Below are 13,638 nucleotides of genomic sequence, written 5' to 3'. Positions count from 1 at the left end.
GCGTCGGAGGCCCACTCGGGGGGCTGGCGGAGCCTCAGGGCCTCGAGGCCTGCTGGTTGAGCTTCTGCGACACCTCGCGGACCTTGCCCTGGATGTGGCGCAGGTTCGTCGGACCCATCCGCAACAGGTGCTTCTGCGCGGGCGTGAGCGCCTCCAGCGCGGGGTCCGCGTAGACGTACAGCGCGCCCTTCGCCACCACCTCCACGTCCCCGTCGAGCACCGGCACCGCAAGCACCTGCTCAAAGGCCCGTCGGAGCGTCGCCTCGAGGGAGCTGCCCGGCGGCGCGCTCTCCTGGTGGAGCCGCTCGGCCAGCCGGTGCACCTCGCGCCAGGTGTCCACGAGCACCGTGGAGTCGAGGCTGCCCACCACCCGGCCCAGCGTGTCGTACCGGGTGTACCCCTTCTTCCCGACGAGCGTGCGGCCGTCGCGGGTGCTGCTCACCTGGAAGTCCCCGGACGGCGCCAGGAAGGCGACCACGGCCCGAGGGCTCTCTCCGCTGGCCATGTTGGACACCACGGCGACGAAGCGGCGCAGGAGGTCCGCCTCCCGCAGCCAGGCGCCGAACTGCGACATCGACGAGGCCCCCGAGAGCCGCGAGCGCAGGAGCGCGTCGACCTCCGCCGTGGGCGGCAGGGGCGCATCCGGAGCCCGGTCCACCACCGAGGGCACCACGGGCGCCTGGGCGACGACGACGGTCGGCGTGTCGGGCGCTCCATGGAGCAGGCCGTGCCAGACCCCGGCTCCCGCGAGCACCGCCGCGACCAGAATCACCAGCCCCCAACCCCAGAGCGCGCCCCGTTCGAGCTTCACCATCGCACCGCCGTCGTTGTCCATGTGTCCTCCGCGACCGGACCCAGGGATTGCAGCGGTGATGCCAGCGGGAAGGGGACAGGGTGGGCGGCGAGGCTTCACTCGGGAGCGTGTGCTCCCGGAGCCGTCAGCGCGCCCGCTCGCAAGCCACGCGAGCATGGCGTTCCGCGCGCCACCCTGGCGGATTGCACCGGGGGCGCGCGGGACTCACTCAGGCTCGGGGCCGAGGCGCGCCCGCGGAACCGGCCGCCGGGGGCGGCATGGCCGACTCGGCCGTGACTTCCGCCCAACGGATGTGGAACGTCGCCGACGTCCCGTCGAACTCCTCGGGTAGCACCACCACCCGGAAGCCCCCACACAGCTCCACCGCCCGAGCCAGCAGCCCCGCGGAGAACGTGGGGACGTCCGCCAGCACATCGTTCATCCGCAGCTCCACGAAGGTGGGGCTGCGCTCAACGATTTCGACCACACTGAAGTTATTGCCGGCGCGAAAGCCCATCCCTGCGCGCAGCAGCATCCGCCGGGGGCCTGCCAGCCGGACGACGCCCAGGAGCGCGCGGCCAAAGAAGGTCCCGAAGTAGGCGTCCATGAACCGCTCGCCCAGCGAGTAGTACGCGGCTTCAGCGGGAACTCCGCCGTAGACGTGCCCAGCGGCGATGCGGAGGAACTCCTTCCACTGCTCCAGCGAATACGTCCGCCCAAGCTTCTGGTCGAGGTCCAGGCCCGCACGGCGCAGGTGCTCCCGACACGCTGGCGTGAGGCGGTTCTCGAGGGCGCGCACGAAGAGCGCTTCCACGGTTTGCGTGAAAATCAGCTTCTCGGAAGAAGTCATAGGGTCGCACCCTACACCGGTCGGCCCGTCGGATGCTCGCCCACAGGTGAATTGACGTTCAGTGTCCCTGTCGGCGAGCGACAGCAGGCCTGCTCCGTCATGAAAAGCGCTGGATTCCCATGGGGTTAGCGCTCATCACGCGGTGCGGCGGCGGCGCGGGAGACCATGCCGCGCAGCCACCGGTGGGCGGGTTCGTCGTCGAAACGCTCGTGCCAGACCTGGAGGACGTCGAACGGTCTCAGGGAGACGGGCGGAGGAAGGATGCGCAGGGGGCAGAGGTCGAGGAAGAGCTCGGCCAGTCGGCGGGGGGCGGTGAGGACGTGGTTGGAGCGGACCATGGAGATGGCGGCGGTGAGGAAGTAGGGAATCCGCAGGCCGATGCGTCGACTGCGGCCCAGGCGCTCCAGCGCGACGTCCACGGCGCCCGCCCCCTCGCCCCGGGGGCTGACGAGGACATGGGGCAGGCGCAGGTACGTCTCCAGGTCCAGCTCCTCCTTCACCAGGGAGTTGTCGCGACGGACGACGCACACGAAGTCCTCGGTAAAGAGCTTCTGCTGGCGCAGCGCGGGGGCGGGGTCCGGGTAGGCGCCGATGACCAGGTCCACCTCGCCGCTCTCCAACTGGGCCTCCACCTGGGAGACGACGAGGGGGCGGATGGTGAGGTCCACGCGGGGGGCCTCGTCGTCGAACATCTCCAGCAGCGGGGGCAGCAGGGCGGCGGCGAAGTAGTCACCCGAGGCGATGGTGAAGCGCCGCGCAGACGTGCGGGCCTCGAAGACGGACTCGTTGCGCAGCGCTCGTTGGACCTCCAGCAGTCCCCGGTGGAGTGGGGCGGCGAGCTGTTCGGCGCGCGGGGTCCGAATCATCCCTCCCCGGCCCCGGATGAGGAGGGCGTCTCCGAACTGCTCCCGGAGCTGCCGCAGGGCGTGGCTCATGGCGGACTGGGTGATGCCCACGCGCGTGGCTGCCCGGGTGACGTTGCCTTCCGTGAGCAGCGCATCGAGGGCCACGACGAGGTTGAGGTTGACGCCGGACAGGTCCAGTCCCGTGTTCGACGGCTGGCTCGGCGCGGGGGCGACGCGAGGTTTGCGTCGGGTGGGGACGCGGCTCTTTCCCCGGGCAACATGCGACTTGCTCATGTGCCAATGAATAACATGCGATGGCCTCATGATGGGGGGAGGAACACTCTGGAGCCATCTCGAAGTCACCGGAGGCGTCCATGAGCATCGTCATCAACACCCCGAATGGAAACATTGGCCGGAACCTCGCCCTGCGGCTGCTGGAGGCGGGGCAGTCCCTCACCCTCATCAGCCGGAGCGCGGAGAAGGTGGCGGACCTGGTGAAGCGTGGCGCGAAGGTGGTGGAGGGGTCCTCGGACGACGCGGCCGTGTTGGACAAGGCCTTCGCCGGAGCCTCGGCGGTCTTCTGGCTGACGCCGCCCGCCATGCGCCCGGACTTCGTCGAATGGACCCAGGCCATGGGGCGACTGGCGGCGCAGAAGGCGAAGCAGCATGGCGTGAAGCGCGTGGTGGTGCTGTCCAGCGTCGGCGCGCAGTCGGGTCCAGGGACGGGGCCGGTGGGCGTGCTTCGCGAGGTGGAGGAGGCCTTCAAGGCCGCCGTCGCCGACGTCACCATCCTCCGCCCGGGCTACTTCATGGAGAACCTGCTGCGCGACCTGCCGTCGCTCGTGAACGCGAGCACCCTCTTCCTGACCATCCCTCCCGAGCGCCGCGCCCCCTTCGTCGCGACGGTGGACATCGCGCACAAGGCGGCGGACGTGCTGCTCGACGCGGGCTGGAAGGGGCACCGGTACATCGGCGTTCACGGGCCCCAGGACCTCACGTACACGGAGGTGGTGGGCATCCTCTCGCGAGAGCTCGGCCAGCCCGTGCGCTACGTGCAGGTCTCCTTCGACGACGCGCGCAAGGCGATGCTGGGCATGGGCCTGCCCGGGTTCATGGTCGACCTCTTCGTGCAGATGTACGAGGCCATCCCCGAGGGACGGATGGACGCGGCCGAGCCCCGGTCGGCGGAGACCACCACGTCCACGACGCTGGCGCAGTGGGCGCGAGAGGTCCTCAAGCCCGCGGTGGCGCAGGCTCGCGCTTCCGCGGCGTAGCGCGCGGTGGGCCTGTCCCTGTGTGGCTTCACACTTCTTCATGAGCGCGTCATCTCTGTTCATCCCGGTGGGCTGGGCTGGCGCGAGAATGGCGCCCGTCAATCAAGCGTGACGGGTGTCACCGAACGTGGAGCGAGAAGCATGGCGTCGGGGCAGGCAATCATCGGCGGGCTGCTGGGGCGGTTCCTGTTCAAGGAAGCGCGAGTGGGACAGGTGCGGGACGTTTCGCCGCACTTCCGCTGGATGGAGTGGGTGGGCGAGGGGCTGCGTGACGTCGAGTGGAGCCCGGGGGACAAGGTGCAGGTCTTCCTTCCCGACGTGGGCATGCGGACGTACACGCCGCTGGGCTGGGACTCGACGCTGGGGTCCACGCGCTTCCTCGTCTACATGCACGGCGACAGCCCCGGCGCGCGATGGGGCCGCGACCTCAAGGTGGGAGACCGCTGCCAGTTCTTCGGGCCGAGAGGCTCCCTCGCGCTCCAGTCGCTCCCCGGGCCCGTGGTCCTCTTCGGGGACGAGACGTCGTTCGCCGTCGCGCACACGCTGAAGAACCTGAAGGCGGGCTCGGCGGACGTCGAGCACGTGTTCGAGGTCTCCTCGCGAGGAGAGTCGGAGGGGGTGCTGGGGGAGCTGGGCCTCGCGGGCGCCTCGGTGGTGGAGAAGCGGTCGGACGAAGCGCATCTCGCGGACGTGGAAGCCCGGCTGCGGGCGGCGCTGGAGCGACGGCGTGGCGCGCACCTGGTCCTGACGGGGCGGGCGCACGCCATCCAGGCCGTGAGGGCCCGGCTCCGTTCGAGCGGAATCGCGCACGCGGGGCAGAAGGTGAAGGCGTACTGGGCCGAGGGGAAGAGCGGTCTCGACTGAGCGATAGAGCCGGGCGGATGACGCCTGCCGCACGGTTGACGAGTGAAGCGCTTGCGTGCGCGCCCGCACCGCTTCAAACACGATGCCCTCATGGACGAGCGCGCGACTGGCCCCCGGAAGTCGGACCCTTCCTACAACGTGCTGCACCAGCAGGGCACGCGGCAGCCGTTGGATGTCATCTTCAAGCCGCGCAGCGTGGCGGTGGTGGGTGCCAGTGAGCGTCCGGGCAGCGTGGGGCGCACCGTCCTCTGGAATCTCATCAGCAATCCCTTCGGCGGCACCGTCTATCCCATCAATCCGAAGCGCCCCAACGTGCTGGGCATTCGCGCGTGGCCGTCGCTGCGCGCGTTGCCGGAGCCGGTGGACCTGGCCGTCGTCGTCACGCCCGCGCCCGCCGTGCCCGATGTCATCCGCGAGTGCGCGGAGCTGGGCGTCCAGGGCGCCATCATCATCTCCGCCGGCTTCAAGGAGACGGGCGAGGCGGGCGCGCGGCTGGAGCGGGAAATCCTCCAGATTGCCCAGGCGGCGCGGATGCGCATCATCGGCCCCAACTGTCTGGGAGTGATGCGTCCGCCCACGGGCTTCAACGCGACATTCGCCGGGTCGATGGCGCGCCCGGGCAACGTGGCCTTCATCAGCCAGAGTGGCGCGCTTCTCACCGCCATCCTCGACTGGAGCCTGCGCGAGTCGGTGGGCTTCAGCGCCTTCGTCTCCGTGGGCTCCATGCTGGATGTGGGCTGGGGCGACCTCATCGACTACCTGGCCGATGACCCGATGACGCGCTCCATCCTCATCTACATGGAGTCCATCGGGGATGCGCGAGCCTTCCTCTCCGCCGCGCGCGAGGTGGCGCTCACCAAGCCCATCATCGTCATCAAGGCGGGGCGCACGGCGCAGGCCGCACAGGCCGCCGCGTCCCACACGGGCACGTTGACGGGCAGCGACGAGGTGCTCACCGCCGCGTTCCGTCGCACAGGTGTGCTGCGCGTGGAGTCCATCTCCGACCTCTTCTACATGGCGGAGACGCTGGCGAAGCAGCCGCGCCCGGCGGGTCGTCGCCTCACCGTCCTCACCAACGCGGGCGGGCCTGGCGTGCTCGCCACGGACGCGCTGGTGTCGGGGGGCGGCGAGCTGGCGGTGCTCGGCGACGAGACGCGGAAGGCGCTGGACGGCTTTCTGCCGCCCCAGTGGAGCCATGGCAATCCGGTGGACGTGCTCGGCGACGCGGACCCGGAGCGTTACGCGAAGGCCCTGGAGGTCGCGGGGAAGGACCCGAACAGTGACGGGCTGTTGGTCATCCTCACGCCGCAGGACATGACGGAGCCCACGCAGACGGCGGACCGGCTCAAGCCCTACGCGAAGCTCTCCGGCAAGCCGGTGCTGGCGAGCTGGATGGGCGGCTCGGAGGTCGTCGCGGGCGAACGCATCCTCAACGACGCGGCCATTCCGACCTTCGGCTATCCCGACACGGCCGCGCGCATCTTCAATTACATGTGGCGCTACTCGTACAACCTCGCGGGCCTGTACGAGACGCCGACGCTGGCCGAGGAGCCCACGGGCGGGAGGGACGCGGCGCGACGACTGGTGGACGCCGCGCGCGCGCAAGGACGCACGCTCCTGACGGAGCACGAGTCGAAGCAGTTGTTGGCCGCCTATGGCATCCCCACCGTGGAGACGCGGCTCGCCACCACGGAGGAGGACGCGGTGGCCCAGGCGCAGGCGCTCGGATATCCCGTAGTCCTCAAGCTCCACTCCTTCACGGTGACGCACAAGACGGACGTGGGCGGCGTGCGGCTCGACCTTCCGGACGCGGAGGCGGTGCGCGCCGCGTTCCGAGGCATCCGCGAGCGACTGGTGGAACTGGGGCAGGGGGAGGCCTTCGACGGCGTCACCGTCCAGCCCATGGTGAAGCTGGGTGGCTACGAGCTCATCGTGGGCAGCAGCCTGGACCCGCAGTTCGGTCCGGTGCTGCTCTTCGGCGCGGGCGGGACGCTGGTGGAGGTGTTCAAGGACCGGGCGCTGGGGCTGCCTCCGCTGAACACGACGCTGGCGCGGCGGATGATGGAGCAGACGCGCATCCTCCAGGCGCTGCGCGGGGTGCGCGGGGCGAAGCCGGTGGATCTGCCGGCGCTGGAGCGGCTGCTCGTGCGCTTCGGTCAGCTCGTCGTCGAGCAGCGCCTGGTGAAGGAGGTGGACATCAACCCCTTGCTGGCCTCACCGGAGCGACTGCTCGCGCTGGACGCGCGCGTGGTGCTGCACCCGCCCGACGTGACGGAAGCGGAGCTGCCCAGGCTCGCCATCGAGCCCTATCCGCAGCAGTACGTGTCTCCGTTCAAGATGAAGAGCGGAGAGGAGCTGCTGCTGCGGCCCATCCGTCCGGAGGACGAGCCGAAGATGGAGCGCTTCCACCGGACGCTCTCCGAGCAGACGGTGTTCCTGCGCTACGCGGGGCTGATGCAGTTGAGCACGCGCGTGGCGCACGAGCGGCTGGCGCGCATCTGCTTCAACGACTACGCGCGGGAGATGGCGCTGGTGGCCGAGCGGCGCGGCGGAGAGATTCTGGGGGTGGGGCGGCTGACGCGGCTGAGGGGGACTCGGGACGCGGAGTTCGCCATCCTCATCAGCGACGAGGTGCAGCACCAGGGCCTGGGCTCGGAGATGCTGCGGCGACTGGTGGAGGTGGGCCGCGCGTGGGGCATGCAGCGCATCGTCGCGGACATCCTCGCGGGCAACCGCGCCATGCAGAACGTCAGCAAGCGGCTGGGGTTCTCCATCCTCCCCCACGAGGAGCTGGCCCCGGACATGGTCAAAGCGGTGAAGGTGCTCTGAGTCACATCCGGGGCCGCCAGGTGGCTACTTCGCTTCGAGGTTCAGCTCGAGGTCGAACGCCACGTCGCTCGACTCCGCGTTGGCCTGCTTCACCATCACCGCGATGATGTTCTCCCCCACGACGAAGGCGGAGCCATCGAAGCTGGCCGTGCTGATGACGGCGTCCTTCAACACGCCGCTGGCGAAGGTGCCATGGCCGAGGCCGTTGTCGGCGTACCGCGAGTAGACGAGCTTCCCGTTCACCCAGATGGCCACGCCGTCGTCATGCAGGACGCGGAGGTTGGCGGTGCGGATGGCCTCGCCGAGCGTGAGCTTCTTGCGGAAGTAGACGCTCGGTTGGAGGGGCGTCGTCTTGGTGATCACGGTGTGCTCGTCCCCGTCGCCGTAGCCGAGCTTCGCGGGGCCCGAGCGCCACGCGCCGTCGTCGAAGTTGAGCGACGTCCACTGCGTGCCCGGGTTCACGTTGCGGTCATCGAAATTCCAGTACTCGCCGAAGGCGATGGCCTGGAACTGGGGCGTCCGGGAGATGGTGAAGGGCAGGTCCGTGCGGTCGTCGATGTCCGGCCGCGAGGCGTCCGAGATTCGCAGCATGCCCTTGGCCGTCTCGGTGCCCGGCACCGACCACTCATAGAAGCCGATGTTCGGGATACCCTGGTCGACCGTGGTCCAGTGGGCCCCGTCGTCGGGCGAGAACTGCACGCGCACCTTGTCGACACCCGCGCCGTGGGTCATCCACTGGAGCATCTGGACGTTGCCCGGGCGCAGCGTCTCGCCGCCGTTGGGGCTCTCCATGATGAGGGCATCGTGCTGCATGCCGTCGGTGGCCACCTTCAGCTCCAGGTCGAAGGACAAATCACTGGAGGTGGCGTTCGCCTGCTTCACCATGACGGCCAGCGTGTTCTCTCCCATCAAGAAGCGAGAGCCGGGGATGGTTGTCTCGCTCAGGCTGTTGTCGGAGGCGGTGCCGGAGGCATAGGCCGAGTGCGCGGTGGAGCCGACGTACTTGGAGAACACCTGGGCGCCATTGAGGAACACCGCCACGCCGTCGTCGTGAATCACCTGGAGCGTGGCCTGCTCCACCATGCCGTGGACGGTGAACTTGCGGCGGAAGTAGACGGTGGGCTGCGCCGGCGTCGTCTTCGTCAGCGCCGTCTCCTCGTCCGTCTCGCCATAGCCGAGCTGGGCCGGTCCCTTCTTCCAGGACGCGTCGCTGAAGCCAGAAGACGTCCACGCGGAGCCCGGGTCGACGTTGCGGTCGTCGTACTTCCACTCGGAGCCGAAGGCCACCGCGGTGTAGCCGGTGTTGGGAGGAGGGTCGGTCGGGGGCGGCGTCGTGCCTCCTCCGCCGATGCGGATGATCTTCGCGACCGACGGCACCTTCTTCGAGTTGAGCAGGAACAGCATGTAGTGCCCGGGCGGCGCCACGTTCGGATTGGGCGGCGCGACGACGTTGAGCCCCCCTCCGCTGGCGGTGAAGCGCAGCTTCATGAAGCGCTGGTTTTCGTCGAAGGCGTGGGTGACGGAGCCCAGGCGAACCCACGACGCCATGGTGATGCTGGCCGCCTCGGGGGTGTTGACGCGGAAGGTCTCTCCGTAGGCGATGGACGCGGGCGCGGAGGCGATGGTGGGGCGCGGGCCATTGAAGAGGTATGGCGGGGAGAAGACCTGCATCGTCTTGACGTTGCGGCTGCCCGCGGACAGCACGCGCCCGTCCGGCAACAGCAGGGTGGTGGAGTGGTAGCCGCGATAGGCCGACGCGGGCGCGAGCACCGACCACTGCTCGGTGACGGGGTTCCACAGCTCCGTCTCCAGGCGGGGGTACTTGGGGTTGTCGGTGCCGGGGCCACTGTGGCCGCCGGTGATGAGCACCGTGCCGTCCGGGAGCATGGTGCTGTTGTGCTGGCGGCGCACGTAGCGCATGGGCGGCACCGTGCGCCAGGCGGGCTTCGTGGCGTTGAGGTCCAGAATCTCCACGTTGTTGGTGGGGGGATTGTCGCCACCGGTGACCAGCACCTTGCCGTCGTCATACATCACCGCGCTGCCCGCGTTGCGGCTGTGGGCGTAGCTGGTGCGAGGCCCGGAGGTCCAGGAGCCGGTGCCATCCGTGTCGAGGTACCGCGCGGGCTTCCAGTACCCCGCCATGAGCGTCTTTCCCGTGTTCGTCACGAACATCCACGGGTAGTACATGAGGTCCAGGCTCGCGCCCGTCAGGTTGCGCCAGGAGTTCTTCGACGTCTGCCAGACTTGAGGAATCAGGTTCTTGGTCCTGTCCTCCTTCGCGCCGCCAATCACCAGCATGTCCCCGTTGGCGAGCGTGGTGACGGTGGGGTACCAGCGGCCGGCGTTCATGTTCGGCAGCCGCGTCCAGGTGAGCTTGAAGGGGTCGAAGGTGGCGGCGTAGGGCAGGCCGGAGTCATTGTCGATGTGGCCACCCGCCACGAACAGCCGACCGTCCGGCATGAAGGCGTGGCCCGCGCAGAAGATGTTGAAGCCCGCCTTGGGCAGCGTGGTGAGGACGTTGGTCTGCGGGTCCCAGAGCGTGGGGGTGTCGCCGTCTCCGAATTCGGAGAAGAACATCACCTTGCCCGTGGGCAGCAGGTGGGTGTGGACCGCCGAGTACGGCCATTTCTGGACGGCGGTCCATTGTCCCACGGAGGCGGGTTGTGCCTGGGCGACCGATAACGAGGCCCAGGCAGCGAGAAAGGCAAGACGCCACGGATGGAACATCAGGCTGCCCCTTTGTTGGTCGAAAGGTCGCGCAACGGTAGGCATGGGCCCTGCGAGCCACATCGTTCCGGCGTGCGTGGACAATGACGCGGGGTGGACCGAATCCCGGCGCCCGCGTCCGGGTCAGGACCGTTCGTGGGACACGGGTGTCTGATTTCCCAGCGGACTCGAAACGGTGGCTGCTCTAGAGTCCGCCGGGTGATGGACACCCCTGAGTCCCAAGCGCCGCTCGCTGCCCTGCTTCCCAAGAAGGGCGAGCCCCCGCTCGACGCTGACAGCATCCTGGACCGCTTCGTCGGCTACGTCTCCACGAACGGCCTCAGCCTCTACCCGGCCCAGGAGGAAGCCATCCTGGAGCTGCTGGCGGGCAAGCACCTGTTCCTCAAGACACCCACCGGCTCCGGCAAGTCCCTGGTGGCCACCGCCCTGCACTTCAAGGCCATGGCCGAGGGCAAGGTCTCCTTCTACACCTGCCCCATCAAGGCGCTGGTGAACGAGAAGTTCTTCGCGCTCTGTGATGCCTTCGGCGCGGAGAACGTGGGCATGCTCACCGGCGACGCGAGCATCAACCGCGACGCGCCCATCATCTGCTGCACCGCCGAAATCCTCTCCAACCTGGCGCTGCGCGACGCGGGCGCCCGGGTGGACTACGTGGTGATGGACGAGTTCCACTACTACTCGGACAGAGACCGTGGCGTGGCGTGGCAGATTCCGCTCATCGCGCTGCCCCAGGCGACGTTCCTCCTGATGTCGGCCACGCTGGGGCCCACTCACATCATCGAAGAGAGCCTCCAGAAGCTCACCGGCCGGGAGGTCGCCACCGTGCGCAGCACCCAGCGCCCGGTGCCGCTGGACTTCGACTACCGCGAGTCCGCGCTGCACGAGACGATTGAGGACCTCATCGCTCGCAAGAAGTACCCCATCTACCTGGTGAACTTCACGCAGCGCGCCGCCGCCGAGCAGGCGCAGAACCTCATGAGCGTGGACTTCTCCACCAAGGAGGAGAAGGAGGCCATCCGCCTCGCGCTGATGGACGCGCCCTTCGACACGCCGTACGGCAAGGACTTCCAGCGCTATCTGCGCCACGGCATCGGCATGCACCACGCGGGCCTGTTGCCCAAGTACCGCCTGCTGGTGGAGAAGCTGGCCCAGGGCGGCCACCTCAAGGTCATCAGCGGCACGGACACCCTGGGCGTGGGCGTGAACATCCCCATCCGCACGGTGCTCTTCACGCAGCTCTTCAAGTTCAACGGCGAGAAGCTCACCACGCTGAGCGTGCGCGACTTCCTGCAGATTTCAGGTCGCGCGGGTCGCAAGGGGTTCGACAACGAGGGCAGCGTCGTCGCCCAGGCGCCCGAGTATGTCGTCGAGAACGTCAAGCAGGCCGCCAAGGAAGCCGCGGGCAAGAAGAAGACGCCCAAGGCGAAGCCGCCGCAGAAGAACTTCGTCCAGTACGACAAGAGCACCTTCGAGCGGCTCCAGACGGGCATGCCCGAGCCGCTGGAGTCCCGCTTCGCCGTGTCCCACGGCATGATTCTCAACCTGCTCCAGAGCGACCACATCCGGGGCACCGGGGGCTACCACCGGTTGGTGCAGCTCATCCAGCGCTGCCATGACTCGGACTTCCTGAAGCGGCGGCACTTGAGGGAGGCGGCGCGGGACTTCCGCACGCTGCGCGGCGCGGGAATCGTGGAGGTGATGCGTGGCGAGGGCGGCTCGGGGGCCACGGTGAAGGTGGCGCAGGAGCTCCAGTACGACTTCAGCCTCAACCACACGCTGTCGTTGTACCTGCTGGAGACGCTGGAGCTGTTGGACCCCACCACGGAGACGTACGCGCTGGACGTGGTGACGCTGGTGGAGTCCATCCTGGAGAACCCGGAGGTGGTGCTCTACGCGCAGCTGCACCAGCTCAAGGGCGAGAAGATTCAAGAGATGAAGGCGCGCGGCGTCGAATACGACGACCGCATGGAGGAGCTGGAGAAGCTGGAGTGGCCGAAGCCGAACCGCGAGTTCATCTACGGCACCTTCAACGCCTTCGCGCGCAAGCATCCGTGGGTGGGCGAGGAGAACATCCGGCCCAAGGCCGTGGTGCGCGACATGTTCGAGCGCTTCATGTCCTTCCACGACTACGTGCGCGAGTACGGGCTGCAGCGCAGCGAAGGCGTGCTGCTGCGCTACGTCAGCGACGTGTACAAGACGCTGTCGCAGACGGTGCCGGAGCGCTTCCGCACGGAGGAGGTGGAGGACATCATCGACCACCTGCGGGCCACCATTCGTCAGGTGGACTCCAGCCTCGTGGACGAGTGGGAGCGGATGAAGAACCCGGGCGCCGTCGTCGAGGCGAAGCCGGCCGTGGAGCTCAAGCCGAAGGAACTCACCGAGGACCCTCGCGCCTTCGCGGCCCGCGTGCGCGAGGAGCTGCACCGGCTGCTGCGCGCGCTGGGGCAGAAGCGCTACTCGGATGCGCTGTCGCTCCTGGACAATGCCCTGGGCGAGTGGACCGCGCCGAAGCTGGAGCAGGCCATGGTGCCGTACCACGAGGAGCACAAAATCGTGGTGCTCACGCCTCAGGCTCGCAAGCCGGCCAACACGTTCCTCAAGGAGTCGGGACAGCGGCTCTGGGAGGTCCAGCAGCGCATCATGGACCCCGAGGGCCATGGCGACTGGATGATCGACTGCGAGATTGACCTGCGGGACAGGCGGCTGGACGAAGGCCCCATCCTCATCCTGCGCCGCATCGGTCCGTGAGGTTCAGCTCTCGGAGGCGGGCGTCGTCAGCTCGCCTCCGGCCAGCGGGGCTTCTTCTTCGCCCAGGGTGGACTCCTTGACGTCGAAGTCGCCCTTGCCGTCGGAGATGAGGACCATCCGCCAGTCGTGGGTGGAGAGGATGACGTGCTCGGCGTCGCACTGGACGTCGACCGCCACGTCCTCGACGGTCCACGAGCCGACCCACACCGTCATCTTGTCGATGCACTCGGTGTCGCCGCACTCCTCGGTGGAGGCGACCCACAGGCGGCCCTCTGGCGCGGCGATGCAGGACACGGGCTCCGCGTGGCGCAGGCGGGGAGGGGCCATCTCGTCGGGTGCGCCCTCGAAGAGGTCCTCGCGCTCCGGCATCCCCGCGTCGAAGAGGAGGGGAGTCGTGGCTGTCTGCTCGGGGGGCTGAGCGAGCGTCGTCGGCTTCGCCAGGGCCCCGGGCGCGGCCAGAAAGCCGCACATCGCCGCCACCTTCCAACACCGTGTCATCCACATGACCTTGTGCTCCTGCGCGGCGCTGTTGGCCGCGTCTCGTGCACAGGGGTTCTGCAAGGCGCGGACCGGGCTTGAGTGCGGGCGCGGAGACACAGCGGTGAGCCTGTGTCTGGGGGGCGTTCAGTCCGCTCCCGTGGTTCCGCGCGCGGTGACCTGCGGGCGCTTCGCTCCGATTCAAGGGGTCGTCGTGGAGCGGAGCTGCGG

9 protein-coding genes are annotated in these 13,638 nt (G+C 68.6%); 4 read left to right on the top strand and 5 right to left on the bottom strand.

All coding sequences use genetic code 11. The features are described from left to right. Window positions 1-34: 34 nt before the first annotated feature. From FJV41_RS04690 to FJV41_RS04680, 3 genes are all read right to left on the bottom strand, one after another. Window positions 35-835, bottom strand: coding sequence for a DUF3014 domain-containing protein (locus FJV41_RS04690; protein WP_141641194.1), 801 nt, complete (start codon window positions 833-835; stop codon window positions 35-37). A 187-nt stretch (window positions 836-1,022) separates the two neighbouring features. Next, complete coding sequence (locus FJV41_RS04685; protein WP_141641193.1) at window positions 1,023-1,643, bottom strand: DUF2378 family protein; 621 nt, start codon at window positions 1,641-1,643, stop codon at window positions 1,023-1,025. 125 nt (window positions 1,644-1,768) lie between these two features. Then, the gene (locus FJV41_RS04680; protein ID WP_141641192.1) at window positions 1,769-2,782 is read right to left on the bottom strand and encodes a LysR family transcriptional regulator; all 1,014 of its coding nucleotides are present in this window, start codon (window positions 2,780-2,782) and stop codon (window positions 1,769-1,771) included. An 80-nt stretch (window positions 2,783-2,862) separates the two neighbouring features. On the opposite strand from FJV41_RS04680, the gene FJV41_RS04675 reads away from it, so the two are divergent. From FJV41_RS04675 to FJV41_RS04665, 3 genes are all read left to right on the top strand, one after another. Continuing rightward, window positions 2,863-3,762, top strand: coding sequence for an NmrA family NAD(P)-binding protein (locus tag FJV41_RS04675; RefSeq protein WP_141641191.1), 900 nt, complete (start codon window positions 2,863-2,865; stop codon window positions 3,760-3,762). Between the two features lie 141 nt (window positions 3,763-3,903). After that, a complete protein-coding gene (locus FJV41_RS04670; protein WP_141641190.1) occupies window positions 3,904-4,626 on the top strand; it encodes a siderophore-interacting protein in 723 nt (240 codons plus the stop codon). 90 nt (window positions 4,627-4,716) lie between these two features. Continuing rightward, window positions 4,717-7,455: a bifunctional acetate--CoA ligase family protein/GNAT family N-acetyltransferase gene (locus FJV41_RS04665; protein WP_141641189.1), complete on the top strand. Its 2,739-nt coding sequence runs from the start codon at window positions 4,717-4,719 to the stop codon at window positions 7,453-7,455. 24 nt (window positions 7,456-7,479) lie between these two features. On the opposite strand, the gene FJV41_RS04660 is transcribed toward FJV41_RS04665, so the two are convergent. Further along, entirely contained in the window at window positions 7,480-10,107 is a 2,628-nt protein-coding gene (locus FJV41_RS04660) for a galactose oxidase-like domain-containing protein (protein WP_246136988.1), read from the bottom strand. Between the two features lie 276 nt (window positions 10,108-10,383). Between FJV41_RS04660 and FJV41_RS04655 the strand changes: the two genes are divergently transcribed. Further along, window positions 10,384-12,930, top strand: a complete 2,547-nt coding sequence (locus FJV41_RS04655; protein WP_141641234.1) for a DEAD/DEAH box helicase — start codon at window positions 10,384-10,386, stop codon at window positions 12,928-12,930. A gap of 3 nt (window positions 12,931-12,933) precedes the next feature. Here the strand turns inward: FJV41_RS04655 and FJV41_RS04650 are convergent, their stop codons facing one another. Then, window positions 12,934-13,428: a hypothetical protein gene (locus FJV41_RS04650; RefSeq protein WP_141641188.1), complete on the bottom strand. Its 495-nt coding sequence runs from the start codon at window positions 13,426-13,428 to the stop codon at window positions 12,934-12,936. Window positions 13,429-13,638 lie beyond the last annotated feature (210 nt).

Origin of the sequence: Myxococcus llanfairpwllgwyngyllgogerychwyrndrobwllllantysiliogogogochensis, from assembly GCF_006636215.1 — a bacterium.
In the GTDB taxonomy this organism is placed as follows: Bacteria; Myxococcota; Myxococcia; order Myxococcales; family Myxococcaceae; genus Myxococcus; species Myxococcus llanfairpwllgwyngyllgogerychwyrndrobwllllantysiliogogogochensis.
Note: the sequence above shows the minus strand (reverse complement) of the source record. Positions and strands in the feature narration are given on the sequence as shown.

Excerpts from the sequence above, each read along its gene's own strand:
- FJV41_RS04690 (WP_141641194.1), bottom strand. The coding sequence starts at position 835 with ATGGACAACGACGGCGGTGCGATGGTGAAGCTCGAACGGGGCGCGCTC.
- FJV41_RS04685 (WP_141641193.1), bottom strand. The coding sequence starts at position 1,643 with ATGACTTCTTCCGAGAAGCTGATTTTCACGCAAACCGTGGAAGCGCTC.
- FJV41_RS04680 (WP_141641192.1), bottom strand. The coding sequence starts at position 2,782 with ATGAGCAAGTCGCATGTTGCCCGGGGAAAGAGCCGCGTCCCCACCCGA.
- FJV41_RS04675 (WP_141641191.1), top strand. The coding sequence starts at position 2,863 with ATGAGCATCGTCATCAACACCCCGAATGGAAACATTGGCCGGAACCTC.
- FJV41_RS04670 (WP_141641190.1), top strand. The coding sequence starts at position 3,904 with ATGGCGTCGGGGCAGGCAATCATCGGCGGGCTGCTGGGGCGGTTCCTG.
- FJV41_RS04665 (WP_141641189.1), top strand. The coding sequence starts at position 4,717 with ATGGACGAGCGCGCGACTGGCCCCCGGAAGTCGGACCCTTCCTACAAC.
- FJV41_RS04655 (WP_141641234.1), top strand. The coding sequence starts at position 10,384 with ATGGACACCCCTGAGTCCCAAGCGCCGCTCGCTGCCCTGCTTCCCAAG.
- FJV41_RS04650 (WP_141641188.1), bottom strand. The coding sequence starts at position 13,428 with ATGACACGGTGTTGGAAGGTGGCGGCGATGTGCGGCTTTCTGGCCGCG.